Annotated in this window: 26 protein-coding genes; 13 read left to right on the top strand and 13 right to left on the bottom strand. The window is 40.7% G+C overall.

Features of this window, described 5'->3' with window-relative positions:
- Positions 1 to 2: 2 nt before the first annotated feature.
- The 4 genes from STO1_RS04595 (at position 3) to STO1_RS04580 (ending at position 2,152) form a co-directional block, all read left to right on the top strand.
- A complete protein-coding gene (locus STO1_RS04595) occupies positions 3 to 206 on the top strand; it encodes a DUF4649 family protein (protein ID WP_096422986.1) in 204 nt (67 codons plus the stop codon).
- Between the two features lie 93 nt (positions 207 to 299).
- Complete coding sequence (locus tag STO1_RS04590) at positions 300 to 941, top strand: redox-sensing transcriptional repressor Rex (RefSeq protein WP_045617198.1); 642 nt, start codon at positions 300 to 302, stop codon at positions 939 to 941.
- A 15-nt stretch (positions 942 to 956) separates the two neighbouring features.
- A complete protein-coding gene (locus STO1_RS04585; protein ID WP_045617200.1) occupies positions 957 to 1,646 on the top strand; it encodes a gamma-glutamyl-gamma-aminobutyrate hydrolase family protein in 690 nt (229 codons plus the stop codon).
- 23 nt (positions 1,647 to 1,669) lie between these two features.
- Positions 1,670 to 2,152 carry a hypothetical protein gene (locus STO1_RS04580; RefSeq protein ID WP_096422150.1) on the top strand — a complete coding sequence of 161 codons (483 nt, stop codon included), beginning with the start codon at positions 1,670 to 1,672 and terminating at the stop codon, positions 2,150 to 2,152.
- A 14-nt stretch (positions 2,153 to 2,166) separates the two neighbouring features.
- Here STO1_RS04580 and radC read toward each other — a convergent pair whose 3' ends face one another.
- From radC to STO1_RS04560, 4 genes are all read right to left on the bottom strand, one after another.
- Positions 2,167 to 2,847 (bottom strand): RadC family protein, encoded by a 681-nt coding sequence (gene radC, locus STO1_RS04575; protein ID WP_096422148.1) that lies wholly within the window; start codon positions 2,845 to 2,847, stop codon positions 2,167 to 2,169.
- Positions 2,848 to 2,889: 42 nt separating this feature from the next.
- Positions 2,890 to 5,181, bottom strand: coding sequence for a DNA helicase PcrA (gene pcrA, locus STO1_RS04570; protein WP_096422146.1), 2,292 nt, complete (start codon positions 5,179 to 5,181; stop codon positions 2,890 to 2,892).
- An 88-nt stretch (positions 5,182 to 5,269) separates the two neighbouring features.
- Positions 5,270 to 5,782, bottom strand: coding sequence for a GNAT family N-acetyltransferase (locus STO1_RS04565; RefSeq protein ID WP_007522035.1), 513 nt, complete (start codon positions 5,780 to 5,782; stop codon positions 5,270 to 5,272).
- A 73-nt stretch (positions 5,783 to 5,855) separates the two neighbouring features.
- A complete protein-coding gene (locus tag STO1_RS04560) occupies positions 5,856 to 7,526 on the bottom strand; it encodes a formate--tetrahydrofolate ligase (protein WP_084873157.1) in 1,671 nt (556 codons plus the stop codon).
- 232 nt (positions 7,527 to 7,758) lie between these two features.
- On the opposite strand from STO1_RS04560, the gene coaB reads away from it, so the two are divergent.
- The 5 genes from coaB to STO1_RS04535 all read left to right on the top strand — a co-directional run bounded on the left by coaB (position 7,759) and on the right by STO1_RS04535 (position 10,788).
- Complete coding sequence (gene coaB, locus STO1_RS04555) at positions 7,759 to 8,448, top strand: phosphopantothenate--cysteine ligase (protein WP_007522039.1); 690 nt, start codon at positions 7,759 to 7,761, stop codon at positions 8,446 to 8,448.
- 11 nt (positions 8,449 to 8,459) lie between these two features.
- Positions 8,460 to 9,011: a phosphopantothenoylcysteine decarboxylase gene (gene coaC, locus STO1_RS04550; protein WP_033606394.1), complete on the top strand. Its 552-nt coding sequence runs from the start codon at positions 8,460 to 8,462 to the stop codon at positions 9,009 to 9,011.
- Positions 8,995 to 9,558: an ECF transporter S component gene (locus STO1_RS04545; protein ID WP_061588203.1), complete on the top strand. Its 564-nt coding sequence runs from the start codon at positions 8,995 to 8,997 to the stop codon at positions 9,556 to 9,558. The genes coaC and STO1_RS04545 overlap by 17 nt, the downstream gene beginning before the upstream one ends.
- Before the next feature lie 175 nt (positions 9,559 to 9,733).
- Complete coding sequence (locus STO1_RS04540; protein ID WP_000354641.1) at positions 9,734 to 10,261, top strand: ECF transporter S component; 528 nt, start codon at positions 9,734 to 9,736, stop codon at positions 10,259 to 10,261.
- 11 nt (positions 10,262 to 10,272) lie between these two features.
- The gene (locus STO1_RS04535) at positions 10,273 to 10,788 is read left to right on the top strand and encodes a transcription repressor NadR (protein WP_000205862.1); all 516 of its coding nucleotides are present in this window, start codon (positions 10,273 to 10,275) and stop codon (positions 10,786 to 10,788) included.
- Here STO1_RS04535 and STO1_RS04530 read toward each other — a convergent pair.
- From STO1_RS04530 to uvrB, 3 genes are all read right to left on the bottom strand, one after another.
- A complete protein-coding gene (locus tag STO1_RS04530; RefSeq protein ID WP_096422144.1) occupies positions 10,785 to 11,252 on the bottom strand; it encodes an 8-oxo-dGTP diphosphatase in 468 nt (155 codons plus the stop codon). The two genes, STO1_RS04535 and STO1_RS04530, sit on opposite strands and share 4 nt — an antisense overlap.
- A 165-nt stretch (positions 11,253 to 11,417) precedes the next feature.
- Positions 11,418 to 11,936, bottom strand: coding sequence for a hypothetical protein (locus STO1_RS04525; RefSeq protein ID WP_096422142.1), 519 nt, complete (start codon positions 11,934 to 11,936; stop codon positions 11,418 to 11,420).
- A gap of 62 nt (positions 11,937 to 11,998) precedes the next feature.
- On the bottom strand, positions 11,999 to 13,987 hold the full coding sequence (uvrB, locus tag STO1_RS04520) for an excinuclease ABC subunit UvrB (RefSeq protein ID WP_084873165.1): 1,989 nt from the start codon (positions 13,985 to 13,987) through the stop codon (positions 11,999 to 12,001).
- A 180-nt stretch (positions 13,988 to 14,167) separates the two neighbouring features.
- On the opposite strand from uvrB, the gene STO1_RS04515 reads away from it, so the two are divergent.
- From STO1_RS04515 to zwf, 3 genes are all read left to right on the top strand, one after another.
- Positions 14,168 to 16,333 (top strand): ABC transporter substrate-binding protein/permease, encoded by a 2,166-nt coding sequence (locus STO1_RS04515; RefSeq protein WP_096422140.1) that lies wholly within the window; start codon positions 14,168 to 14,170, stop codon positions 16,331 to 16,333.
- Positions 16,333 to 17,073, top strand: a complete 741-nt coding sequence (locus tag STO1_RS04510; RefSeq protein WP_096422138.1) for an amino acid ABC transporter ATP-binding protein — start codon at positions 16,333 to 16,335, stop codon at positions 17,071 to 17,073. Before STO1_RS04515 ends, STO1_RS04510 begins: the two co-directional genes overlap by 1 nt.
- A gap of 148 nt (positions 17,074 to 17,221) precedes the next feature.
- Positions 17,222 to 18,709, top strand: coding sequence for a glucose-6-phosphate dehydrogenase (gene zwf, locus STO1_RS04505; protein ID WP_096422136.1), 1,488 nt, complete (start codon positions 17,222 to 17,224; stop codon positions 18,707 to 18,709).
- A gap of 45 nt (positions 18,710 to 18,754) precedes the next feature.
- On the opposite strand, the gene ftsY is transcribed toward zwf, so the two are convergent.
- From ftsY to STO1_RS04490, 3 genes are read right to left on the bottom strand one after another with little or no spacing between them, the layout of a single operon-like run.
- Positions 18,755 to 20,026: a signal recognition particle-docking protein FtsY gene (gene ftsY / locus STO1_RS04500; protein WP_096422134.1), complete on the bottom strand. Its 1,272-nt coding sequence runs from the start codon at positions 20,024 to 20,026 to the stop codon at positions 18,755 to 18,757.
- Between the two features lie 3 nt (positions 20,027 to 20,029).
- Positions 20,030 to 20,848: a Cof-type HAD-IIB family hydrolase gene (locus STO1_RS04495; protein WP_096422132.1), complete on the bottom strand. Its 819-nt coding sequence runs from the start codon at positions 20,846 to 20,848 to the stop codon at positions 20,030 to 20,032.
- A complete protein-coding gene (locus tag STO1_RS04490; protein WP_096422130.1) occupies positions 20,848 to 21,639 on the bottom strand; it encodes a Cof-type HAD-IIB family hydrolase in 792 nt (263 codons plus the stop codon). The genes STO1_RS04495 and STO1_RS04490 overlap by 1 nt, the downstream gene beginning before the upstream one ends.
- A gap of 205 nt (positions 21,640 to 21,844) precedes the next feature.
- Between STO1_RS04490 and STO1_RS04485 the strand changes: the two genes are divergently transcribed.
- Entirely contained in the window at positions 21,845 to 22,540 is a 696-nt protein-coding gene (locus tag STO1_RS04485) for a VIT1/CCC1 transporter family protein (protein WP_000136037.1), read from the top strand.
- A gap of 38 nt (positions 22,541 to 22,578) precedes the next feature.
- Here the strand turns inward: STO1_RS04485 and STO1_RS04480 are convergent, their stop codons facing one another.
- From STO1_RS04480 to STO1_RS04470, 3 genes are all read right to left on the bottom strand, one after another.
- On the bottom strand, positions 22,579 to 24,567 hold the full coding sequence (locus STO1_RS04480) for an FtsX-like permease family protein (protein ID WP_000489341.1): 1,989 nt from the start codon (positions 24,565 to 24,567) through the stop codon (positions 22,579 to 22,581).
- 1 nt (position 24,568) lies between these two features.
- Complete coding sequence (locus STO1_RS04475; RefSeq protein ID WP_000173369.1) at positions 24,569 to 25,327, bottom strand: ABC transporter ATP-binding protein; 759 nt, start codon at positions 25,325 to 25,327, stop codon at positions 24,569 to 24,571.
- 380 nt (positions 25,328 to 25,707) lie between these two features.
- Positions 25,708 to 25,980 carry a PspC domain-containing protein gene (locus STO1_RS04470; protein WP_007516821.1) on the bottom strand — a complete coding sequence of 91 codons (273 nt, stop codon included), beginning with the start codon at positions 25,978 to 25,980 and terminating at the stop codon, positions 25,708 to 25,710.
- Positions 25,981 to 26,025: the final 45 nt, after the last annotated feature.

The raw sequence follows: 26,025 nt of genomic DNA, 5'->3' as shown, positions 1-26,025 counted from the left end.
CTATGTATCAACTTACCTATCAAGATAGTTATCAAGTAGAGCGTACCCTTGAATTTGAAAATTACGAAGAGCTTATGTTATCTCTATCAGGTTGTGTAACTCTTCCAGATACATTCCTAGTCACTTCATTAACCTTTGATGATAAAGTTATCTATCAAGGATTGGTCGGAGATCTCTACCGTTTTCTATCACAAGCTAATTTTTAAAACTAAAACTAAGATTTTCTTAGTTTTTTCTTGTTTTTGTTGATTTTTTCACAATGTTTCTATAAAATAGAAGAATAGAAAGGTTGTGGTTTTGTGAAAGATAAACAGTCTGCTATTCCAAAAGCAACAGCAAAAAGACTCTCTCTCTACTATCGAATTTTCAAGAGATTTCATGCCGAGAAAATCGAACGTGCCAACTCCAAGCAAATTGCAGAGGCTATCGGTATCGATTCTGCGACTGTTCGTCGTGATTTTTCCTATTTTGGCGAACTAGGTCGTCGTGGTTTTGGTTACGATGTCAAAAAATTGATGAATTTTTTTGCTGATCTCCTAAATGATAACTCCATTACAAATGTTATGCTGGTCGGGATTGGAAATATGGGGCATGCCCTTCTCCACTATCGCTTCCATGAGCGTAACAAGATGAAAATCATCATGGCATTTGACCTAGATAACCATCCAGAAGTTGGAACCCAGACACCTGATGGAATTCCAATCTATGGTATCTCTCAAATTAAAGAAAAAATCAAAGAGGCAGATGTTAAAACTGCTATCCTAACTGTTCCAAGTGTTAAATCACAAGAAGTCGCCAATCTTTTGGTCGATGCAGGTATAAAAGGTATTCTCAGTTTTTCCCCTGTTCACCTCCACCTTCCAAAAGATGTGGTCGTTCAGTATGTCGATTTGACAAGCGAACTCCAAACCCTCCTCTATTTTATGCGTAAAGAGGATTAGAAAGCGAAAGCATTTATGAAAAAACCAGTTATTGGGATTACAGGAAATGAAAAAGCTCATCCAGATGATAACATCATGATGAGCTATGCAGCAAAGGGCTTTGTTGAAGGAGTCAAGGACGCTGGCGGAATTCCAATCATCCTACCGATTGGTGATCAAGAAATGGCTACCCATTACATCAATATCATTGATAAGCTCATCCTAACGGGTGGGCAAAATGTTGATCCAAAATACTATGGTGAACCAAAGGCTATTGATAGTGATGACTACCACCTTCAAAGAGACCAGTTTGAATTAGCTCTGATTAGGGAAGCTATCAAGCAGAAAAAGCCAATCTTCTCTGTTTGTCGAGGTACCCAGCTCTTTAATGTTGCTATGGGAGGAACGCTTCACCAAGATATCGAAGACCACTGGCAGGATTGTTCAGCCGAATACACGACCCAACGCCTCGTAACGGAACCTGATACGATTCTCCGAGAAATCTATGGAGAAATCTCTCACATCAACTCCTTCCACCACCAGAGCATTAAAGATCTAGCCTCAAATCTTAAGGTTGTAGCACATGATCCTAAAGATGGAATCATTGAGGCTGTGACAACTACGGACGGCTTCCCTTATCTTGGTGTTCAATGGCATCCTGAATTTCTCTTTGAAAACCGCCCCAAAGATAAAACGCTGTTTGACTATGTTGTTAACGAACTCTAGGACTTATAAATAGGTTATTAATCATGAATGAAATTAAAATACCTTCTACTCATGAGATTTTGAGAGATATAGAAGCTAATGTTTTCATATCTTATAAGGAAAAGGAAGCTAATCTTTTCTTATCAAACAATGAAAAAGAAATAAGGGTTTGCTTTCATCTTTCTAATCTCTATAGACTTTTAACAGCGGAAAGTTACCAATCTTTTTCTAAGAATAAAGAGAATTTCGATAAACTATCTCAAAAAGAAAAACAGCTGAAAGAAATGTCTAAAAAGGCAAAACTATTTTGTAAAAAGGCAGATGCTAAACTAAAAAGTAAATTTCATTCACGTCTTTACTTTTACAGAGATATTCTCATTCATAAAAAAAGATATTATAAAATCGAAGATTTCAATTCGATTGTCAACTTTATCGTTCAAGAAGATTTACTTGTACCCACGATAAAACCTCTTCCTGTTATCAATATGGCAGAAGTAGATTCCTATGTTTTAAAAGTAATTGAGTAAGATCATGTGCAATCTTAAATCAAATCCGTCTTTTCACGGTAACTAAAGTAATCAGAGTGAGAGACAATCAGATGATCCAGAAACACCAGTCCCATCAGTTCACAGGCTTCCTTGACTAACTTGGTTACATGATCATCATTTCGGCTAGGTGCTACTGCGCCTGATGGATGATTGTGGACTAAAATAACAGAAGTCGCCATATGCTTAATAGCATAGTGAAGGATTTCCCTCGGTTCAGCAATACTACGTGTCGCAGATCCGATAAAAATAGTTTGCTGATGAATGATTTGATTTTGAGTATTGAGATAGAGCGCCACTAGGTGCTCTTGTTTTTTATCGCCGAGTTCCTGTTGCATTTTCTTAGCTAGCTTTTGACTGCTGAGAATACTTTCCATCTCAAGGGTTTCATGTTTGTGAATACGATGTCCCAGTTCAATCACCGCTTGTAGTTCAATGGCCTTAATCCGTCCAATACCAGACAGACTCTGCAATTCCTGCAGGGTCATTTTTTTCAGATCAGTTAAACTAGTCAAATTGTTCAAGACTTTTTGGGAAATTTCAAAAACATTTGCCTGACGTGTTCCAGTTCTGAGTAGTATAGCTAGCAATTCTTGATTGCTCAGAGCCTCTACTCCTTCTTTAACTAGTCTTTCTCTTGGCAAAAGTGAATCTTCTTGGAATGAAATACTGTACATAAAAATCCTCCTCACTTTATTATTCGTGAGAAGGATGAAAAATTAGATTTTTTTCTCAATTGGGGCCACACTCGCTAGGAGTTTTTTCAGACCCACTTCTGGGAAATTGATTTTCAATTCCTGAGTAGCGCCACTACTCGACACTTCAAGAACTGTTCCTTCACCCCACTTTTTGTGAAGTGCAATATCTCCAATAGACCAACTTGTATCAGTCGAATCTTTTTTATTTCCGGCTACAAACTGTCCAAATGGGAGACCACTTGACTGGATAGAGCTTGGTGCGACATTGCGTTTCCGTTCTTGAAGGGCCTGAGCTAAGCTCATACCTTGACCGAAAGCAATTCCACCACTGCTATAAGAAGCCTTGAAACTGGTATTTGCCGGACGAGCCAAACCTTGATACTCAAGCAAGTCAGAGCTAATTTCATTGATGAAACGTGTTGGACGGTTATAGCTTGTACGACCGAAAAGCAAGCGTGAGTTGGCATTGGTCAGATAGAGGATTTTCTCAGCGCGCGTGATACCGACATAGGCTAAACGGCGTTCTTCTTCCAGTTCATCAGGTTCCTCAGCCGCTCGACTAAGCGGAAAGACATTTTCCTCCATCCCAATGATAAAGACGACTGGAAACTCAAGCCCCTTAGCAGCATGCAAGGTCATCAAGGTTACTTCAGATGTCTCCTGACTACCAGAGTCTGTGTCTGTAATCAAGGCCAAGTCATTCAAGAAACGACTGAGCTTATCCAAGCCAGTTTCCTCTTCTTGACTATCGGGATTGTCGTCAAAATTCTTAGTAACTGATAGGAACTCTTCGATGTTTTCAACCCGAGCCTTACTTTCCAAGGTTGCTTGGGCATTTAGAATCTCGACGTAACCTGTTTTTTCTAGGACGGCCTCAACCAACTCTGTAATGCTTAATTGGTCCAGTTGCTCTCGCAAATCCAAAATCATATTGGCAAAGTCCCAAATTGACTGGGCTGCTTTTCCTTTGATGCCAGACAACATGATGTTTGCAGAAGCATCTAGCATGGACATGTCCTGCATATTCGCAAAATCACGGATTTTCTCAACCGTTCCTGGCCCAATTCCACGTTTTGGTTCGTTGATAATCCGCTCAAAACTGATATTGTCACTCAGATTAGCAATGAGGTTGAGGTAGGCGATAATGTCACGAATTTCCTTACGGCTGTAGAACTTGGTTCCACCAACCATAGTGTAAGGAATATTGGACTTGAGCAAGGCTTCCTCAATAGTACGAGATTGCGCATTAGTCCGATAGAGAACTGCAAAATCCTTGTGAAGGAAATTTTGACTGCGACTAAGTTCATCAATGGTTTTGGCTACAAATACAGCCTCATCTTGTTCGTCATTGGCACGATAGTAAATAATCTGCTCCCCATCAGCATTCTGAGTCCAGAGATTCTTAGGATGACGATTTTTATTGTTTTTAATAACATCATTGGCAGCTTGCAGAATGGTTTTGGTTGAACGATAATTTTCTTCTAACAAGACAACCTTAGCTTGAGGATAATCCTTTTCGAAATCCAAGATATTCTGCATATCCGCACCGCGCCAACCGTAGATAGACTGGTCTGCATCCCCAACTACACAGATATTTTTAAAGCGAGATGCCAATAGTTTGACTAGTTGGTACTGGGCATGGTTGGTATCTTGGTACTCATCAACGTGGATGTATTGGAACTTCTGCTGGTAGTAGGTCAAGACATCAGGATTTTGATCAAAGAGACGCAGGGTCAACATGATTAAATCATCAAAGTCAACGGACTCAGACTGACGAAGCTCTTTCTGATAGGCTGTGTAACATTGAGCCACGATTTGCGTGTACATATCTCCAGCTTGATCTGCATAAGCCACATCATCAATCAAGTCATTCTTAGCATTGGAAATGGAACCCAAGATTGTCCGTTCATTCCATTTTTTCGGATCCAAGTTTAACTGCTTGAGAATGCGTTTCATAAGGGTTCGTTGTTCACCGGGATCTACAATGGTGAAATTACGATTGTAGCCGATATGATCCGCATCGCGACGCAGAATACGAACACACATGGAGTGAAAAGTCGCAATCAGACAGTCCTGAGTAGCTGGATTAAGACCATAAGCACGCTCTTTCATCTCACGCGCAGCCTTGTTGGTAAAGGTAATGGCCAAGATATTCCAAGGATTGACCATCTTTTCATCAATCAGATAGGCAATGCGGTGGGTCAAAACACGGGTCTTTCCTGACCCGGCACCCGCCATAATTAACAAGGGGCCTTCTGTCGCTTGCACCGCCTCAGCCTGACGGTCATTCATTCCATTCAATAATGCGTTCATTTTCTCTTCCTTACTCTTGAAGTCAATATTTCTATTATATCAGAATTCAAGGAAAATATCTTTACCTAGACTGGTTGCGTGTGGAATTCTACTCTTTCATATCATCAGGAGGAGTCAATGACTTTTGCATCCAAACAATATCATGCCATTTTCCAAACTTATAGCCTATCTTAGGGAAATGAGCTACTTGTTCATAGCCTCTCTTTTGGTGAAGAGAAATGCTTCTATCATTCGGTAAAGCAATACAAGCTAAGAAGCGTAAGTAACCTCTAGACTCTAGTTCTTCCTCCAGACAGTCATAGAGTAGACTCCCTAACCCTTGACCTTTGGCTTCTTGATTCAAGTAAATTGAGACTTCGACTGACCAATCATAGGCTCTCCTATCATAATAGGTGGAAGCATAGGCATATCCCAAAATTTTGCCTTCTTCCACTAGCACTAGATAAGGATATTTAAGCAAGGTCTTTTGAACTCTTCTTTGAAATTCCTCAACACTTGGCACCTCGTATTCAAATGTAATGGCTGTATTAAGGACATAGGGAGCATAAATAGCAAGTAGGTCTGGAATATCAGACTCCCTTACTGTTCGAATCGTTGACATATATTTCTCTTTCTAAAATCGAAAATGAGCTTGGATAGCTTTTCCAAACTCATTTGAAATCAATTGCAATATACTAGAACAAGCCTAGAACTGTTCCATCGCTTTCAACATCCATGTTGAGAGCGGCTGGACGTTTTGGAAGTCCTGGCATGGTCATAACATCACCAGTTAAGGCTACGATGAAGCCTGCACCTAATTTTGGTACCAATTCACGAATGGTAATTTCAAAGTTTTCTGGTGCTCCAAGTGCATTCGGATTGTCAGAAAAACTGTACTGAGTTTTAGCCATACAGATTGGCAATTTGTCCCATCCATTCTGAACGATTTGGGCAATTTGAGTTTGAGCTTTCTTCTCAAAGTTCACTTTGCTACCACGGTAGATTTCAGTAACAATCTTTTCAATCTTTTCTTGGACAGAAAGGTCATTGTCATAAAGACGAGTGTAGTTGGCTGGATTATCAGAGATAGTCTTGACAAGTGTTTCGGCAAGTGCTACACCACCTTCTGCGCCATCAGCCCAGACACTAGCCAACTCAACTGGCACATCAATAGAAGCACAAAGTTCCTTCAAAGCTGCGATTTCAGCTTCTGTATCAGAGACAAATTCGTTAATCGCGACAACTGCAGGCACTCCAAATTTACGGATATTTTCAACGTGGCGTTTTAAGTTAGCAAAACCTGCTCGAACTGCTTCTACGTTTTCTTCTGTCAAAGCATCTTTAGCAACGCCACCATTCATCTTGAGGGCACGAAGGGTTGCGACGATGACTACCGCATCTGGAGAAGTTGGCAAGTTTGGGGTCTTGATATCAAGGAATTTCTCAGCACCGAGGTCTGCACCAAAACCAGCTTCAGTAACCGTATAATCAGCCAAGCGTAGGGCTGTGCTTGTCGCCAAAACAGAGTTACAACCGTGAGCGATATTGGCAAATGGACCACCATGTACAAAGGCAGGTGTACCGTAAATTGTCTGAACAAGGTTTGGTTTAATGGCATCCTTCAAGATCAGAGCCAAAGCACCTTCAACCTGCAAATCACCTACAGAAACAGGAGTACGGTCATAGCGGTATCCAATAACGATATTGGCCAAACGACGTTTCAAGTCCTCGATATCCGTTGCCAAGCAAAGAATAGCCATGATTTCAGAAGCAACTGTGATATCAAATCCATCCTCACGTGGAATACCATTTAGAGGACCACCAAGACCAACGGTTACATGGCGCAGCGCACGGTCGTTCAAGTCCACGACACGCTTCCAGAGAATACGACGTTGGTCAATTCCCAGCTCATTTCCTTGGTGCAAGTGGTTGTCAATCAAGGCAGAAAGGGCATTATTAGCAGTTGTAATGGCATGCATGTCTCCAGTAAAGTGGAGATTGATGTCCTCCATTGGCAACACTTGGGCATAACCACCACCGGCTGCACCACCCTTAATCCCCATTACTGGACCAAGTGACGGTTCGCGAATGGCAATCATGGTTTTCTTACCAATCTTGTTTAAGGAATCCGCAAGACCAATGGTAATAGTTGATTTTCCTTCACCTGCTGGTGTTGGGTTGATAGCTGTCACCAAAATCAACTTACCAACTGGATTGCTCTCAACTGCACGAATTTTATCAAAGGTGAGCTTAGCCTTGTACTTTCCATACAACTCCAAATCATCGTAAGAAATACCAAGTTTCTCCACAACATCAACGATTGGCTTCAACTCAATACTCTGTGCGATCTCAATATCTGTTTTCATTCAAAACTCCTCTAACCTCTTATATGATAATTCATTATAACACAAAAAAAGGTTTTTCACATACAAAAAGCTTAGTAAAGTTTATAAACATCAAGTTTTAAGGCCGATTTTAGTCATCTTTTTTACTTTTTATAAGTTTTTATAGCCAAAAACTATAATCTTTCTGGAAAATTAGATGAAAAAAACAAACGCTTTCTTTTGATTCTATTTTATTTTTTGGTACAATAGTCCTATGAAAATTTTAGTTACGTCAGGCGGTACCAGTGAAGCTATCGATAGCGTCCGCGCTATCACTAACCATTCTACAGGTCGCCTGGGGAAAATCATCACTGAAACTTTGCTTGCTGCAGGACATGAAGTTTGTTTGATAACGACAAAACGATCTCTGAAGCCAGAATCCCATCCCAACCTAAGTATTCGAGAAATTACCAATACCCACGAGCTTCTACTAGAAATGCAAGAACGTGTCAAGGATTATCAGGTCTTGATCCACTCAATGGCTGTGTCCGACTACACTCCTGTTTATATGACAGGGCTTGAGGAAGTTCAGGCTAGCTCCAATCTAGAAGAATTTTTAAGCAAGCAAAATCATCAAACTAAGATTTCTTCAACTGATGAGGTTCAGGTTTTATTCCTGAAAAAAACACCCAAAATCATCTCTCTAGTCAAGGAATGGAATCCAGCTATTCATCTGATTGGTTTCAAACTGCTAGTTGATGTTAACGAAGATCATCTGGTTGACATTGCTAGAAAAAGTCTTATCAAGAACCAAGCAGACTTAATCATTGCAAATGATCTGACTCAAATTTCAGCAAACCAACATCGTGCAATCTTTGTTGAGAAAGATCATCTTCAAACGGTTCATACTAAAGAAGAAATTGCAGAACTCCTCCTTGAAAAGATTCAATCCTATCATTCATAGAAAGGAAAGCTATGGCAAACATTCTCTTGGCTGTAACTGGGTCAATCGCCTCTTACAAGTCGGCAGATTTAGTCAGTTCTCTAAAAAAACAAGGCCATCAAGTCACTGTCTTAATGACTCAGGCTGCTACAGAGTTTATCCAACCTTTGACACTACAGGTCTTATCACAGAATCCTGTCCACTTGGATGTCATGAAGGAACCCTATCCTGATCAGGTCAATCATATCCAACTTGGTAAAGAAACGGATTTATTTATCGTGGCCCCTGCCACAGCTAACACCATTGCAAAACTAGCACATGGCTTTGCGGACAACATGGTGACTAGTACAGCGTTATCTTTACCCCAAAACATTCCTAAACTACTTGCTCCTGCTATGAATACAAAAATGTATGACCATCCGGCAACTCAAACAAACCTTAAAACTTTAGAAACATATGGTTACAAGCTTATCTCTCCAAAAGAATCCTTACTTGCTTGTGGAGACTACGGAAGGGGAGCTTTGGCAGACCTTGATATTATTTTAGAAAGAATAAAGGAAACTCTCAATGAAAAAACGATCTAATATTGCCCCAATTGCTATCTTTTTTGCGACCATGTTGGTCATTCACTTTCTAAGCTCTCTCTTATTTAATCTATTCCCATTCCCAATTAAACCAACTATCGTGCATGTTCCTGTTATTATTGCAAGTATTATTTACGGTCCACGCGTTGGGGTTACACTTGGATTTTTAATGGGACTACTTAGCTTGACGGTTAACACGATTACGATTCTACCGACAAGTTACCTCTTCTCCCCATTTGTACCAAACGGAAACATCTACTCAGCTATCATAGCTATCGTTCCACGTATTTTGATTGGTTTAACTCCTTATCTAGTTTATAAACTGATGAAAAATAAAACTGGTCTGATTTTAGCTGGTGCCCTTGGTTCACTTACCAACACAGTCTTTGTACTTGGTGGAATTTTCTACCTTTTTGGAAATGTCTTTGATGGGAATATCCAAAAACTCCTAGCAACTGTTATCTCTACAAACTCAATCGCCGAATTGGTTATCTCAGCCATCTTGACTGTAATGATTGTCCCACGTCTCGAAACCTTGAAGAAATAAAAAAACAACTCCACTTTCGTCCTGAAGGTGGAGATTTTGTTTGAAGTAGTTTCTTTTTTGTGAAGTCTTTACCAACTTTTAACTAAAAAACGACCTATAAACCCAAGTAAATCCTTGCTTTATTGTCTTGTTTATTGTACTATACTTGTGTATATACAGATAAATGGAGGTTCTTATGGATATACGGAAAAAAACGCAGTTTATGACTATGACTGCCCTACTCACTGCAATAGCGATTTTGATTCCAATCATTATGCCTTTTAAAATCGTTATCCCACCGGCTTCTTACACTTTAGGAAGTCATATCCCCATCTTTATCGCCATGTTTCTTTCGCCTTTGATGGCTGCTTTTGTGATTATTGCTTCTAGTCTTGGTTTTCTGATGGCAGGCTACCCTATGGTTATTGTCCTACGCGCCTTTTCTCACATCGTTTTTGGTACTTTGGGGGCTTTGTACTTAAAGAAATTCCCTGAAACCTTGGATAAACCAAAGGCATCTTGGATTTTTAACTTTGTTTTGGGTGTTGTTCACGCTATCGCTGAAGTACTAGCTTGTATCATCTTCTATGCTACTTCAGGGACAAACGTTGAAAATATGTTTTATGTTCTCTTCGTCCTAGTTGGCTTTGGCACAATTGTCCATAGTATGGTAGACTATACATTAGCACTAGCTGTCTATAAAGTGCTTCGAAAACGTCGCTAAAAGGAAAAACTATGACAACGGATCGCAAACAAGCTCTTCTCAAACTATTAAAAGAGGCGCCAAAAGCTCTCAATGGTCAAACCTTGGCTGAACACTTTCATGTTACGCGCCAAGTCATTGTACAGGATATCGCTATTCTCCGAGCAGATGGGGCTCCTATCCTATCCACCAATCGTGGTTATATCTACAAAGAAAATGATGCCAGTCCCTACGTCCACAAACTCTTTAAAGTGAAACATGAACTGGAAGAAATCGGGCAGGAACTTCTAGCCATTGTAGATAATGGCGGACGCGTTCAAAATATCTTAATCGATCATCCCGTTTATGGTGAAATTGAAACCCACCTCAAACTCACCTGCCGCCGAGATGTCCAGCACTTTCTGGAACAAGTCGAGAATTCAGACTTTAGACCCCTTTCTGAATTGACAGACGGCATCCATTACCACCTTGTTGAAGCCGAGACACAACAAGACCTCCACTATATCGAGGAGGCCTTGGATCAGTTAGGTTATTTGGTAAAAGACTAGAAAATTTCTTTCTCCCAGCCGTCCTCTGTACGGTGACGATAGAAGAACTCAGACTTGTCAGGTGCTTCCATCATTTCCATCAAAGGCAACATATCATAGGCCAGATCCAAATTTGGAATCTGGTCTTTTTGCACCCAAGATACTTCTCCTTCTTCTGAAGATTGGAGATTTCCACTAAACTCTGTCGCCTTATAGCAAAAGACGATGTAGCGCTCACCTGAGTCCAGAGGCCAATTTTTAATGCCAACCAGTTGGGGATTCTGAATAGTCAGGCCAGTTTCTTCGTAGATTTCACGTATGACAGACTCTGCGAAAGACTCTCCATTTTCTACATGGCCTCCAGGAAAGGCATAACCAGACCAGCGATTCTCTTCAGGAGACCGATATTGCATAACTACACGTTGATTTTTAAAGTCTTCAATTAGACAGATATTGGTTAAAATAGTTGATTGGGATCGAGACATGGATTCGCTCGCTTTCTAAGTTATTAAAATATATTTTTGTTGAATTTTTGGGGATTTCACGATAAAAGCATTAACTAAGTCATGGTATTATGATAAGATACTCTGACAGTGATAATTATATATAATGGCCTATATTGACAAGAATAGATGAAAGAGGTATTACAATCATTTCTTCAATTTCTTCTTTTCTAAATGTTTAGCAAGAATTAAAATGACCAATCCTAAGAAAAAGAATAGCATGTAAGTTGCGATAGGAAACCAGATGTAGCGATAATCTAGTGATAAAAGAGATGGTAAAATCCCTTTACTGTTTTTCCCACTAACTCCGAAAAACAGATGGACCACTAAACCGATACTATTAAGATAGATGAACAATCCAGCAAATCTGGTTAGAGTCATCCTTAACCTGGATAAATCTAGAAACCAATAGTCAAATATTCTGTAGACCAGACAAAAAAGATTTGCATATAATGGAAAACTATAGTTAATATCTCTGTATAGTAAAGGAAGTGGGAGGCTTTCAAAAATAAAATTAATACCTAGTCCTATTCCTAAGATTAGAAAAAGGACTAAGAAGAAACCTATAATTTTATGAGAATCTAGCCAATGCTGAAAACTTTCTTTCCTTGATAGATTCTTTTTTGTATTTGAATTTCTTTTATTCATTTTCACCGTTTTCTTCATATCTAGACTACTGAAACAAGGGCATAGCAATTTGGCTAATTAAATTTGACTTAAGGGCCTCTCTACCCCAACGCCTTGACTTCCAGCATCATATCACGAATCTGGGCCGCCAATTCAAAGTCAAGCACTTCGACGGCTTCTTGCATTTGTTTTTCTAGTTTCTTGACGAGTTCTTTACGCTCTTGTTTGTTGAGGCTGTTGATATCGACTTCCTTGTCCTCTTCTTTAGCAACTGCCTTGGTCACGGCAATCAAGTCACGAATTTCTTTCTTGATTGTCTGAGGTACAATGCCATGTTCTTCATTATAAGCCATCTGGATTTTCCGACGACGGGCCGTTTCATCTATGGCACGTTGCATAGACTGAGTCATGGTATCAGCGTACATGATAACATGTCCTTCGCTATTACGGGCAGCACGTCCAATGGTCTGGATGAGGCCACGTTCGTTACGAAGGAAGCCTTCCTTGTCAGCATCTAGAATAGCAACCAAACTTACTTCAGGTACGTCAATCCCTTCGCGGAGCAGGTTGATTCCAACCAAAACATCAAAGACACCCAAGCGTAGGTCACGGATAATCTCCGTCCGCTCCAAGGTCTTGATGTCCGAGTGCATGTACTTGACTTTGATGCCCATTTCCTTGAAGTAGTCGGTCAAGTCTTCTGCCATTTTCTTAGTCAAGGTGGTAATAAAGGTTCGTTCGTTCTTTTCAACACGGGCATTGATTTCACCTAGGAGGTCATCAATCTGTCCCATAGTCGGACGAACTTCCACCTCTGGGTCTAGAAGCCCTGTCGGACGAATGATTTGCTCAATCACTGTCTCCGTCTGTTCATTTTCATAGTCACCTGGTGTCGCTGAAACGTAAACAATCTGATGGACATGGCTTTCAAACTCTTCACGACGGAGGGGACGATTGTCCAAGGCAGACGGCAAGCGGAAACCATAATTCACTAACATTTCCTTACGAGAACGGTCACCATTGTACATGCCCTTTATTTGCCCCATAGTCATGTGACTTTCATCAATCATAATCAAGAAATCATCTGGGAAGAAGTCAAGAAGCGTATAAGGAGGCTCTCCTTCGCTACGACCATCCATGTGGCGTGAGTAGTTTTCAACACCATTGGTATAGCCCATCTCACGTAACATCTCAATATCATACTCTGTTCGCTGTTTCAAACGCTGGGCTTCTAGCAGTTTGCCTTCCTTCTCAAAGACGGCTAACTGCTCTTCTAATTCTGCTTGAATTTTCGCAATCGCAACTTCCATGTGGTCATCATTGGTCACAAAGTGAGTGGCAGGGAAAATCGCCAAATGATCCACTTCTCCCAATACCTGACCTGTCAAAGCCTCAACTTCACGGATACGATCAATTTCATCCCCGAAAAACTCTACTCGAAAAGCGTGTTCATCTCGGGAAGCTGGGAAAATCTCCACCACATCCCCACGAACACGAAATCTTCCCCGTTGGAAATCAATATCGTTACGTTCAAACTGAATATCGACCAAGTCATTCAAAAGTTTATCACGAGAAATCTCAAGACCTGGACGCAGACTAACCACGCTATCAGCGTATTCCTTGGGCGAACCCAAACCATAGATACAAGAGACTGAAGCCACAACGATGACATCATTGCGCTCCAGAAGGGCTGAAGTCGCTGAGTGACGGAGCTTATCAATCTCGTCATTGACCGAGCTATCCTTCTCAATGTAGGTATCACTAGAAGGCACATAGGCCTCGGGTTGATAATAATCATAGTAGGATACGAAGTACTCAACAGCATTCTCAGGGAAAAATTCCTTAAACTCTCCGTAGAGCTGACCAGCTAGGGTTTTGTTATGGGCAATGACCAAAGTAGGTTTATTGACTTTGGAAATGACCTGACTCATGGTGTAGGTCTTCCCTGTACCCGTCGCCCCCATCAAAATCTGAGCCTTTTCTCCACCCTCGATATTGTCAACCAACTGCTCAATCGCTTGTGGTTGATCTCCTGAAGGTTGGTATTTTGATACTAGTTTAAATTTATTATCTGTAATTCGATTTATCATGATTGCCTCATCTGCTTTTTTCTATCCTTCTATTTTACCATAAATTTGTTTTTCAGACTCTTCTCCAAACTGATAAGAATGTGCAGTTCATGTTATATTTCCTTACATAAAATTCATAAAATTTGCCTTTTCACTTTTTTTCTGGTATAATGGAAAAATATTCGGAAAAGGAGACTAAAAATGAAGAAAAAAATACTAGCATGTTTGCTCATTTTATTTCCCATTTTCTCACTAGGTATGGCAAAAGCTGATACTGTTAAGATTGTGTCTGATACAGCTTACGCACCTTTTGAGTTTAAAGATTCAGATCAAACCTACAAAGGGATTGATGTTGATATTATCAATAAAGTCGCAGAAATCAAAGGATGGAACATCCAAATGTCTTATCCCGGCTTTGACGCAGCCGTAAATGCAGTGCAGTCAGGTCAAGCAGATGCTATTATGGCAGGTATGACAAAAACAAAAGAACGTGAAAATGTCTTTACCATGTCTGATACCTATTATGATACAAAAGTTGTCATTGCTACCACTAAGGCAAATAAAATCACCAAATATGAGGAACTCAGTGGGAAAACAGTTGGAGTTAAGAACGGAACTGCCGCTCAACGTTTCCTCGAAAGTATCAAAGATAAATACGGTTTCTCTATCAAAACTTTTGATACAGGTGATTTGATGAATAACAGTCTAAGTGCTGGTGCTGTAAATGCCATCATGGATGACAAACCTGTTATTGAGTATGCGATTAACCAAGGACAAGATCTCAGCATCAATATGGATGGTGAGGCTGTTGGAAGCTTTGCCTTTGGTGTCAAGAAAGGGAGCAAGTATGAACACTTGGTTACCGAGTTTAACGAAGCCCTAGCACAAATGAAGAAGGATGGTAGCTTGGAGCAAATCATCCAAAAGTGGACGGCTTCTAAAACTACGGCAAGCCCAACAATAACTACTGCTGCTGGACAAAAAGCTACTCCTGTGAAAAGCAAGTACATTATTGCCAGCGACTCATCTTTCGCCCCATTCGTCTTTCAAAATTCAAGCAATCAATACACTGGTATTGATATGGACCTCATCAAGGCTATTGCCAAAGATCAAGGTTTTGAAATTGAGATTACCAACCCAGGATTTGACGCAGCCATTAGTGCTGTACAAGCAGGACAAGCAGATGGTATCATTGCTGGTATGTCTGTAACGGATGCCCGTAAGGAAACCTTCGACTTCTCAGAATCATACTACACAGCAAATACGATTCTCGGTGTAAAAGAATCAAGCACCATTGCTTCTTATGAAGACCTCAAGGATAAAACTGTCGGTGTTAAAAACGGGACTGCTTCTCAAACGTTCCTTACTGAAAATCAAAGCAAATACGGCTATAAGATTAAAACTTTCGCAGATGGCGCTTCTATGTATGACAGTCTGAATACTGGATCTATTGATGCCGTGATGGATGATGAGCCAGTTCTCAAATATTCTATCAGCCAAGGGCAAAAATTGAAAACGCCAATCGCTGGAACTCCAATCGGTGAAACAGCCTTTGCGGTTAAAAAAGGAACAAATCCAGAATTGATCCAGATGTTCAATAACGGACTTGCGAACCTCAAAGCTAACGGAGAATTCCAAAAGATTCTTGACAAGTACCTAGCTAGCGAAACATCATCTGACTCTACAAGTACGGTTGACGAAACCACTATCTGGGGCTTGCTTCAAAACAACTACAAACAACTTCTTAGTGGACTTGGAATCACACTTGCTCTAGCGCTTATTTCATTTGCAATTGCCATTGTCATCGGTATTATCTTCGGTATGTTTAGCGTCAGCCCATACAAATCTCTTCGTCTGATCTCTGAGATTTTCGTTGACGTTATCCGTGGTATTCCATTGATGATTCTTGCAGCCTTCATTTTCTGGGGTATTCCAAACTTCATCGAGTCGATTACAGGCCAACAAAGTCCAATCAATGACTTTGTAGCTGGTACTATCGCCCTCTCACTCAATGCAGCTGCTTATATCGCTGAAATTGTTCGTGGTGGGATCCAAGCTGTTCCAGTTGGGCAAATGGAGGCCAGTCGCAGTCTTGGTATCTCTTATGGAAAAACCATGCGAAAGATTATCTTGCCACAAGCGACTAAATTGATGTTGCCAAACTTCGTCAACCAATTCGTTATCGCTCTTAAAGATACAACCATCGTATCTGCTATTGGTTTGGTGGAACTCTTCCAAACTGGTAAGATCATCATCGCCCGTAACTACCAAAGTTTCAAGATGTATGCAATCCTTGCTATCTTCTATCTTGTAATTATCACGCTTTTGACTAGACTAGCGAAACGCTTAGAAAAGAGGATTCGTTAATGGCAAAACTAAAAATTGATGTAAATGATTTGCATAAGTATTATGGAAAAAATGAAGTTTTAAAAGGCATTACTACTAAGTTCTATGAAGGGAATGTTGTCTGTATCATCGGTCCTTCTGGTTCTGGTAAATCCACTTTCCTCCGCAGCCTTAACCTTCTCGAGGAGGTAACGAGTGGTCACATCACTGTGAATGGTTATGATTTGACTGACAAATCAACCAATGTCGACCATGTTCGTGAGAACGTAGGAATGGTTTTCCAACATTTCAACCTCTTCCCTCACATGTCCGTTCTAGAGAATATCACTTTTGCTCCTATTGAACACAAACGGATGACCAAAGAAGAAGCCGAGAAATTAGGGATGGAGTTGCTTGAAAAGGTTGGACTAGCAGATAAAGCTAATGCCAACCCAGATAGCCTATCAGGTGGTCAGAAACAACGTGTGGCCATCGCTCGTGGACTTGCCATGAATCCAGACATCATGCTCTTTGATGAGCCAACTTCCGCTCTTGACCCTGAGATGGTCGGAGATGTACTGAATGTTATGAAGGAATTGGCGGAACAAGGCATGACCATGATTATCGTAACCCATGAGATGGGATTTGCTCGTCAGGTGGCCAACCGTGTTATCTTTACGGCTGATGGCGAATTCCTGGAAGATGGAACTCCAGATCAAATCTTCGATAACCCGCAACACCCTCGTCTAAAAGAGTTCTTGGATAAGGTCTTAAATGTATAAAACAAAACTGTAAGGTTCTCCTTACAGTTTTTTAATTGCGTATTGGATTTTTGATTTTTTTGAAAATTATGATAAAATATAGACTATGAAAATGAGAAAATCTCATCCCTAGTCCAACTAGGAAAAAATATAGAAATTAGGTAGCTAGATGTCATCAAAGGTTATTGTTACAATTTTCGGTGCGAGTGGAGATTTAGCTAAACGCAAACTCTACCCTTCCCTTTTCAGACTCTATAAATCAGGTAATTTGTCTGATCATTTTGCTGTTATCGGAACGGCTCGTAGACCTTGGAGTAAGGAATATTTTGAGTCTGTTGTAGTCGAATCCATTCTTGATTTGGCAGATAGCGTAGAAGAAGCTCAATCTTTTGCTAGTCATTTTTACTATCAAAGTCATGATGTCAATGATACCGAACACTACATCGAATTACGCAAACTTCAGGCTGAGTTAAACGAAAAATACCAAACCGAGCACAACAAGCTCTTCTTCCTCTCTATGGCTCCACAATTCTTTGGGACTATCGCCAAACACCTCAAGTCAGAGCAAATCGTAGACGGAAAAGGCTTTGAACGTTTGATTGTCGAGAAACCTTTCGGTACAGACTATGCTACTGCTAAACAACTCAATGAAGAACTTCTTGCTACCTTCGACGAGGAGCAAATTTACCGTATTGACCACTACCTAGGTAAAGAGATGATTCAGAGTATTTTTGCAGTCCGCTTTGCCAATATGATTTTTGAAAATGTTTGGAATCGCGATCATATTGATAATGTTCAGATTACATTTGCTGAGCGTCTAGGTGTTGAAGAACGTGGTGGCTACTATGATGAATCAGGTGCCCTTCGTGATATGGTGCAAAACCATACACTCCAACTCCTCTCTCTTCTAGCCATGGACAAACCAGCTAGCTTTACAAAGGATGAGATTCGTGCTGAAAAGATAAAGGTCTTTAAAAACCTCTATCATCCAACTGAGGAAGAATTGAAAGAACAGTTTATCCGTGGTCAGTACCGCTCTGGTAAAATCGATGGTATGAAATACATTTCCTATCGAAGCGAGCCAAATGTCGATCCTGAATCTACAACAGAAACCTTTGCATCTGGCGCCTTCTTTGTAGATAGCGATCGTTTCCGTGGTATTCCCTTCTTCTTCCGTACTGGTAAACGCCTGACAGAAAAAGGCACTCATGTCAATATCGTCTTTAAGCAAATGGACTCTATCTTTGGAGAGCCTCTTGCTCCAAACATTTTGACAATCTATATCCAACCAACTGAAGGCTTCTCACTCAGCCTCAATGGGAAGCAAGTCGGTGAAGAATTTAACCTAGCACCAAGCTCTCTGGATTACCGTACAGATGCTACTGCTACTGGGGCCTCACCAGATCCTTACGAGAAATTAATCTACGATGTTTTGAACAACAACTCAACCAACTTTAGCCACTGGGACGAGGTGAGTGCTTCTTGGAAATTGATTGACCGTATCGAAAAGCTCTGGGCTGAAAATGGAGCTCCACTCTACGATTATAAAGCTGGAAGTATGGGCCCACAAGCTAGCTTTGACTTACTAGAGAAGTTTGGAGCTAAATGGACTTGGCAACCAGATATCGCCTATCGTGAAGAAGGTCGTTTAGAATAACAAAAATATCCTGCAAGTGTATCTTGCAGGATTATTTATTTTCTATTAAACCAAGCCTTCTAAGAGACCCTTCATAAAGTTTTCAGAGTTAAATTCACCGATATCATCGATTTTTTCACCAAAACCGATCAATTTTACAGGGATATTGAGTTCTTCTCGAATGGCTAGTACAACACCACCTCGGGCAGTTCCATCAATTTTTGTCAAAACAATTCCTGTCAATGGTGTTATCTTAGAAAATTCCTTAGCTTGTACCAAGGCATTCTGTCCAGTTGACGCATCAAGGGCCAGGAAGGTTTCATGGGGTGCCTCTGGAACGACACGCTTGATAATGCGACCAATCTTTTCCAACTCGGCCATAAGGTTGTCCTTGTTTTGCAAACGACCTGCTGTATCAATCATGAGAATATCAATCCCTTCTGCTACAGCACGTTCCATCCCATCAAAGACCACACTTGCTGGATCAGCCTTTTCAGGCCCCGTCACAACAGGAACATCCACACGTCGGCCCCATTCAGCTAGCTGGGCAACAGCTCCAGCACGGAAGGTATCTGCCGCAACCAACATGACTTTCTTTCCAGCTTGTTTGTAGCGATGAGCCAATTTCCCGATAGAAGTTGTTTTCCCAACACCATTAACACCAACAAAGAGCATGACTGTCAAACCATCTTGGAAGTGGATTTGTTCATCATAGTTGCCATCCTTCTCATAGAGTTCAACCAATTTCTCGATAATGACACGACGAAGTGCGTCAGGCTTCTTAGCGTTTTCGAGTTTGGCTTCATAGCGTAGTTCTTCTGTTAAGTTTGAAGCGACTTGCACACCAACGTCGCTCATGATAAGCAGTTCTTCCAATTCCTCGAAGAATTCTTCATCGACAGAACGAAAGTTGGCAAAGAAGGCATTCAAACGAGCACCGAATCCCGTACGGGTTTTTTTGAGACTACGGTCATATTTTTCCTGAACGGTTTCTTCAACCTGAGGACTTTCTTCTACGACTTCAGACGCGAGCTCTTCTTCAGTTTCTACAGTTTCTTGGTTCTCTTCTTCTAGAATTTCTTCCGGCTCTTGGAATTGTTCCAGTTCATCAGATTCTAGCTCAAGCTCTTCCTGAGCAGTTTCCTCGACTGCTTCTGGTTCAATAACTTCTTCTGTCGAGATCTGAGGAAGTTCTTCTTGAGCAGGTGTTTCTTCCACTTTGTCCGTCGCTGTTTCTTCGACCTCTTCTGACAAATCAAGATTTTCCAGTGCTTCTTTTACAACATCTTCGATTTTTGGCTCTTCTTTTTTTCCGAATAAACGGTCAAATAATCCCATTTTTTAACTCTCCTTTAGCACATATTCTTCGATAGCCCAGGCAACGGCTTCCTCGTCGTTGGTCATCGGAGTAATCACATTTGCAACTGCCTTAACTGCTGGAACTGCATTTTGCATGGCAACTCCTAGACCTGCCCACTCAATCATGGAAAGGTCATTGGCCTCGTCACCACAAGCCATGACTTGACTTTGATCGATTCCTAAGTGTTTAATTAATTTCGCTAAACCTGTTGCCTTGTGGACGTTTTTCGGCGACCATTCCAATAAGAGTTCACGCGATTTGAAGATTTCGTATTGGTCAAACAATTCAGGAGAAATCTGTTGAATCGCCGCATCCAAAGGTTCTTGGGCAAAGGCAGTCACACATTTATTATACGTCATCTGACTAGATAGATCTTCAAAAGCGACAGGTACGAAAGTCAGGGCTGGGTTGAACTTAGCATAGAGACTTTCTTGGTCTGACTGAATTTGATAGACGGTTCCTTCTGAAATGGCATCTAACGGAAGTCCGAGTTTTTCAGTTTCCTCGTACAATCGTGCTACATCGTCGATTGAAAAGACTGTTTTATCGAGAATCTCTCCTGTGTTTTTTTGCACTAGACCACCATTAAAGGTGATGGTGTACTCGTCCTCCTGACCATCAGTCCCTAGCTCATGGAGAAAGAAATCCATAGCCTTCAAAGGACGACCTGTTGTCAGAACGACCTTGATGCCACGGTCACGCGCAGCTTTGAGGACTTCCTTGGTACGATCTGTTAGCTTTTTATCCGTTGTCAGCAAAGTACCATCCAAATCCAATGCAATCAATTTAATATCCGCCATTACAAGCCCTCCATATAAGCCATCACTGACTGGTCCTTATGGTGCCCAATCACTCTCTCTGCTAATTCTAAAATCTCTGGTCGCGCATTTTCAGGAGCGATTGGATGTCCAACAACCTGCATCATGTGCAGGTCATTGAGATTATCGCCAAAAGCCATAACCTGATCCATGGTTAGATCCAGTTTTTTTGCTAGCTCAACAATAGCCACACCCTTATCAACATAGTCTAAGACAATATCGATGGATTCAAAACCTGTGGTCATGGCTTTCACACCAGGAACATTTTCGTTGACCCAGGCCTCACCAGCTACTATCGTTTCTTCAGTAAAGTTAGTAGTGAATTTAAAAATCTCATCCGTGATATCTTCTAAACTTGCTACTTTTTGAATATTTTCATTGTAGTGACGGCTAAACATGAGATAGGTCTCATCCACTGTTTCCAAAACATAACAAGCTTTTTTCCCAGTCAAGAGCATTTTTCTTTCATCAAAATAGGGTGATTTCTTTAAAGCTTCAAAAGTGCTCAAGTAAAAATCCCGAGACATAGTAGCCTCATACATATCCTCACCATGAAACTCAACATAGCTCCCGTTTTCAGCTATAAAAATCACTTCATCACGCACATCCGCAAACAACTTTTTTAGGGACAGAATACCACGACCTGAAGCCACTGCAAAATAAATCCCCTTTTCCTTGTAAGAAGCAAGTACGTTTTTGAGGCGTTCCATATCAAACCGCCCCTTTCCGTCAAGAAAGGTTCCGTCCATATCCGTTGCTACAAGTTTAATCATAAAATCCTTTATTCTCCAATTGATAAATCTATCTTCTATTATACCATAGATAAGTTTAAAAAGTTCTAGTACAGTAGGATAGCACTACTTTTTCGGAGAAACTTCAAAGGACCTAAAAATTAGAATCGTAGAACTTTTTTCAGATAGTTTAAAAAGTTTGTATTCCCCTACTCTTTTCTCTATAATGGAGAGAAAGGAGATGACTATGACAGAAATAAAACATGAAATTGATGCTAACTTTGCAGGACGACTCAATATCCTACGCGCAGGTGTTCTGGGTGCCAATGATGGAATTATTTCCATCGCTGGAGTCGTTATCGGCGTTGCCAGTGCGACAAGCAATATCTGGATTATCTTTTTATCAGGTTTAGCGGCTATCCTCGCTGGTGCTTTCTCTATGGCCGGTGGCGAATATGTCTCTGTATCCACTCAGAAAGACACGGAAGAAGCCGCTGTTGCCAGAGAACAGTTGCTCTTGGATAAGGACATCGAATCTGCAAAACAATCCCTCTATGCTGCCTATCTTCAAAACGGTGAGTGTGAAACGTCCGCCCAACTTTTGACCAACAAGGCCTTTTTAAAAAATCCACTCAAAGCCTTGGTTGAGGAAAAATACGGTATCGAGTACGAAGAATTTACCAATCCTTGGCATGCTGCTATCTCTAGCTTTATTGCCTTTGTACTGGGAAGTCTTCCTCCCATGCTTTCAATCACCGTCTTTCCAAGTGACTATCGTATTCCTGCTACTGTTTTTATCGTGGCCCTTTCCCTTCTCGTCACTGGCTATACCAGTGCTAAACTAGGCAAGGCTCCTACGAAAACAGCTATGATCCGCAACCTCTGTATCGGACTTCTGACCATGGGCGTAACCTTCCTCTTGGGACAACTCTTTAGCATTTAAGATAAAGAAATACCTCGATAAATATCGAGGTATCTTTTTTACATTTGCACAATCTTGCGGTAGCTTCTTGAGGTAATCATAAAGATCAAGACATAGACGATGAGGAAGATAGCACAAATGGAAAGTGTAACGGTCAACATCATGGTTGCATCTAGTACCCCAATGACTTTTAGAATGAGGCTAAGCATATGATAGGCAAAGGCAAGGTGTAGGAAGGCAAAGAGCAAAGGGAGGAAGAAAACAGTTAGGACCTGTTTATTAATGGTTTGCTTGATTTGCTTTTGATCGAGACCGACTTTTTGCAAAATGATAAAGCGTTCACGGTCTTCATAGCCTTCAGAGATTTGTTTGTAGTAGATGACAAGAACTGTTCCCACCATAAAGATGATAGAGAGGAAGATACCGATGAAGAAGACTCCACCAAAGAGAGCACTCATCTGCGCACTGCTATCAGCTAGATTGCTTCCGTAAACATAGCTTCCTTCTTTGCTTAATTCTCTATTAAAATCACCAAGGAATTTTGAATAGTCGTTGGCAAGTTTGAGTTGCTCTTCCTCACTAGCTGTTACATTCATACCACCGTAGTATTGATTAAAGATGGAAGAATTAGGATGCTGGTCAAGAAAGACTTGTAGGTCAGGAACAACCAGATAGTTATAGTCCGAAGTTAGAATATTGTACTGATTTGGGACATGTTCAAGAATAAAATCTTTTTTGATTTCTTCTTTGATCGTGTAGGTCTGGTTATTTAGAGTCAGTTCTTTCTGTCCTTGAAGTTCTTTGTTTTTAGTAAACAATCCAACTTCCTTTCCTGAAAGTGCGAGTTTTTGCCCCGTCATATTCTCATAGTCTTTTTGGTCAAAGACCATAAAAACAGTTTTCGGTTGAACACGGTTTTGACCTTTGTCAAAGATTGTTAATTTCGTACCTTCTTGATTTGCTACACCAAAGCTACTGTATGTAAGAACTTCTTTCTTTGTAACAGTCAATCCCTTATCACTAGCATACTGGTCTAGGAGTTTATTTATGTCTTCTTTTTCAATATTCTGTCCTGTAATTCCAAAATCATGTGGATTCATGACTTTCTTGAAAGTTTCAGAGCCTTTAAAGATACTCGTTGCAGCAGACATTGTCACCAAGACCATGGTTGAAAGAATAGCAATCGTCGCCAGACCAACCGCATTTTTCTTCATACGAAAAATGAGATTGGATACAGAAATCATGTTGTTAGGTTGGTAATAATAACGCTTGTTTTTCTTCAAGATTTGTAGGAAAACTGTGATTCCTGCATTGAAGAGAAGATAAGTTCCCAAAATTACTAACAAAACTGCTACGAAGAAAATCAGAACAGCAGAAAGTGGATTTTCAACTGTAACTGCTAGGTAATAACCAGCTCCCAAACTGATTAGACCTAGAATGGTTTGAAGGCCTAAGAAACGTCCTTTTTTCTCACCACTGGCTTTTTCACGAGAGAGCTGAAGGGCATTCATGCGTGCGATGCGAAAGGCATTGATAAAAATTAGACCTAGGAAGATAGCTCCAAAGACGATGAGAACTAGGATAAAGACAATTGGTTGGAAAGTCGAAACGAGTTCCACTTTCATCTTCATCAGCTTCAGAAGAAGGGCAAAGATTAGCTTATCAAAGAGAGCTCCTAGGCCGAGACCAGCTGTCAAGGTTAAGGAACCAAAAATAAGAAGCTCCTTAAAAACCATACTGATCAAATGGCGCTTTTCAAGACCCAGCATACCATATACACCCAGCTCCTTGGAGCGGTTCTTCATGACAAAACTATTGGCATACAGGACAATAATTCCAGAAGCGATGGTAACAACCACCATACCGAGAGCCAGGGTCATAGAGATAGTTTCTCCCCCTCGGATCTTGCCAATGTTAGGATTAAGTGACAATGAATAAAAGAGATAGGTGATGGTCACTGCTAAGAGAACAGCTAAGGCAAAGGGATAGTAGAGTTTGCGGTTTTTGATTAAGTTTGACACCGCTAACTTATTGGTCAATCGGAACATACTAATTCACCTCGCTTGCCATGACAGTCAAAGTATCAGAGATTTCTTGGAACATCTGACGCTCTGTCTTGTCTCCACGGTAGATTTGGTTGTAAAGAATGCCGTCTTTGATAAAGAGAACGCGTTTGGCCCTGCTGGCTGCCGCCGTTGAGTGAGTTACCATGAGAATGGTTTGACCGCGTTCATTGATTTCATCAAAAACATCTAGAAGAGCTGCAGATGACTTGGAGTCAAGAGCTCCTGTTGGCTCATCCGCAAGGAGAATTTCAGGTTCAGTGATGATGGCGCGTGCTACTGCTACCCGCTGCTTTTGACCACCTGAGATCTCGTAAGGGTACTTCTCTTGCAATTGGTTGATGCCCAAATTTTCAGCTGTCACTACCAATTTCTTCATCATCTCCGTAATAGGTTTTCGTGATAGAACTAACGGAAGCAAGATATTGTCCTTAACAGACAGGGTATCTAGCAAGTTAAAGTCTTGGAAGACAAATCCCAACTTCTCACGACGGAAACTCGAAGCCTGTGAATTTTTAATAGTGGCTGTGTCTGTTCCGTTTAAGTAAACCTGACCTCGAGTTGGTTTATCCAGCATAGCTAGGATGTTGAGCAGGGTTGATTTCCCAGAACCAGACTCTCCCATGATGGCAACATAGTCACCCTTTTCTACGGTAAAGTGAATGTCTTTAAGTGCTTCTACTTGGTTGCCTTGAAAACGTGTTTTATAGATTTTTTGAACGTGTTTTACATCTAAAAGTGTCATGATTTTCTCCTTCTTAATATCCCATCATTTGAAACTGTGCTTGCATCATAGCGCATCCCAGTTGAACACGCTCGATATCTTTTTGACTTGGTTTTCTTGTTTTCTTTTGTAAAATTCTTTTCATGGTTTTGCTCCTTTGTTCTTTATGAGTCTAGTTTATCGCAAAAAAAGGCGGCTTGCCATAACCTAACCTTACAAAAGAGACTTTAATCTTACATTTTTGTAAGATTGAAGAAAATCAAGTAATTTTGCTATCAATATTTTACCATAAAAGAAAGGCAAGAAGAAAACCCTTGCGGATGCAAGGGTTAAGGTTCACTTCTTTTTCTGATGACTTTGAGAAATAAGGAAACTATCTATAAACTATTTCAAAATCCAACTCACCAAAACCGCCCATCATTGTCATCAATGGCCTCGGCTTCCTTGCGTTTGCGTGGTCCTGTTCCGTACATTTCTGCTTCGATTTCTTCCTTAGTTGGCAGGATAGAGGCGAGGATGATGTAAATAATCACACCAACTCCAAAATTTGATATGGTAAAAATGGCGAAGAGAAAGCGGACTAGAGTTACATCAAAATTCCACTTGTCTGATAGACCAGCTAAGACTCCCGACACCATGCGATTTCGTCTCATTTTATAAAATTTTGTATTCATGATTTGTTCCTCTTTCGGTATTCTTACAAGTAGTATAGCATGAAA

The organism is Streptococcus oralis subsp. tigurinus, assembly GCF_002356415.1.
GTDB classification, from domain to species: domain Bacteria; phylum Bacillota; class Bacilli; order Lactobacillales; family Streptococcaceae; genus Streptococcus; species Streptococcus oralis_F.
This window is presented reverse-complemented; position numbering and strand designations above follow the sequence as displayed.

What these genes read in the sequence shown, in the direction of transcription:
- STO1_RS04595 (WP_096422986.1), top strand. Translation starts at nt 3, where the DNA reads ATGTATCAACTTACCTATCAAGATAGTTATCAAGTAGAGCGTACCCTT.
- STO1_RS04585 (WP_045617200.1), top strand. Translation starts at nt 957, where the DNA reads ATGAAAAAACCAGTTATTGGGATTACAGGAAATGAAAAAGCTCATCCA.
- STO1_RS04580 (WP_096422150.1), top strand. Translation starts at nt 1,670, where the DNA reads ATGAATGAAATTAAAATACCTTCTACTCATGAGATTTTGAGAGATATA.
- radC (WP_096422148.1), bottom strand. Translation starts at nt 2,847, where the DNA reads ATGTACAGTATTTCATTCCAAGAAGATTCACTTTTGCCAAGAGAAAGA.
- pcrA (WP_096422146.1), bottom strand. Translation starts at nt 5,181, where the DNA reads ATGAACGCATTATTGAATGGAATGAATGACCGTCAGGCTGAGGCGGTG.
- STO1_RS04565 (WP_007522035.1), bottom strand. Translation starts at nt 5,782, where the DNA reads ATGTCAACGATTCGAACAGTAAGGGAGTCTGATATTCCAGACCTACTT.
- STO1_RS04560 (WP_084873157.1), bottom strand. Translation starts at nt 7,526, where the DNA reads ATGAAAACAGATATTGAGATCGCACAGAGTATTGAGTTGAAGCCAATC.
- coaB (WP_007522039.1), top strand. Translation starts at nt 7,759, where the DNA reads ATGAAAATTTTAGTTACGTCAGGCGGTACCAGTGAAGCTATCGATAGC.
- coaC (WP_033606394.1), top strand. Translation starts at nt 8,460, where the DNA reads ATGGCAAACATTCTCTTGGCTGTAACTGGGTCAATCGCCTCTTACAAG.
- STO1_RS04545 (WP_061588203.1), top strand. Translation starts at nt 8,995, where the DNA reads ATGAAAAAACGATCTAATATTGCCCCAATTGCTATCTTTTTTGCGACC.
- STO1_RS04540 (WP_000354641.1), top strand. Translation starts at nt 9,734, where the DNA reads ATGGATATACGGAAAAAAACGCAGTTTATGACTATGACTGCCCTACTC.
- STO1_RS04535 (WP_000205862.1), top strand. Translation starts at nt 10,273, where the DNA reads ATGACAACGGATCGCAAACAAGCTCTTCTCAAACTATTAAAAGAGGCG.
- STO1_RS04530 (WP_096422144.1), bottom strand. Translation starts at nt 11,252, where the DNA reads ATGTCTCGATCCCAATCAACTATTTTAACCAATATCTGTCTAATTGAA.
- STO1_RS04525 (WP_096422142.1), bottom strand. Translation starts at nt 11,936, where the DNA reads ATGAAGAAAACGGTGAAAATGAATAAAAGAAATTCAAATACAAAAAAG.
- uvrB (WP_084873165.1), bottom strand. Translation starts at nt 13,987, where the DNA reads ATGATAAATCGAATTACAGATAATAAATTTAAACTAGTATCAAAATAC.
- STO1_RS04515 (WP_096422140.1), top strand. Translation starts at nt 14,168, where the DNA reads ATGAAGAAAAAAATACTAGCATGTTTGCTCATTTTATTTCCCATTTTC.
- STO1_RS04510 (WP_096422138.1), top strand. Translation starts at nt 16,333, where the DNA reads ATGGCAAAACTAAAAATTGATGTAAATGATTTGCATAAGTATTATGGA.
- zwf (WP_096422136.1), top strand. Translation starts at nt 17,222, where the DNA reads ATGTCATCAAAGGTTATTGTTACAATTTTCGGTGCGAGTGGAGATTTA.
- ftsY (WP_096422134.1), bottom strand. Translation starts at nt 20,026, where the DNA reads ATGGGATTATTTGACCGTTTATTCGGAAAAAAAGAAGAGCCAAAAATC.
- STO1_RS04495 (WP_096422132.1), bottom strand. Translation starts at nt 20,848, where the DNA reads ATGGCGGATATTAAATTGATTGCATTGGATTTGGATGGTACTTTGCTG.
- STO1_RS04490 (WP_096422130.1), bottom strand. Translation starts at nt 21,639, where the DNA reads ATGATTAAACTTGTAGCAACGGATATGGACGGAACCTTTCTTGACGGA.
- STO1_RS04485 (WP_000136037.1), top strand. Translation starts at nt 21,845, where the DNA reads ATGACAGAAATAAAACATGAAATTGATGCTAACTTTGCAGGACGACTC.
- STO1_RS04480 (WP_000489341.1), bottom strand. Translation starts at nt 24,567, where the DNA reads ATGTTCCGATTGACCAATAAGTTAGCGGTGTCAAACTTAATCAAAAAC.
- STO1_RS04475 (WP_000173369.1), bottom strand. Translation starts at nt 25,327, where the DNA reads ATGACACTTTTAGATGTAAAACACGTTCAAAAAATCTATAAAACACGT.
- STO1_RS04470 (WP_007516821.1), bottom strand. Translation starts at nt 25,980, where the DNA reads ATGAATACAAAATTTTATAAAATGAGACGAAATCGCATGGTGTCGGGA.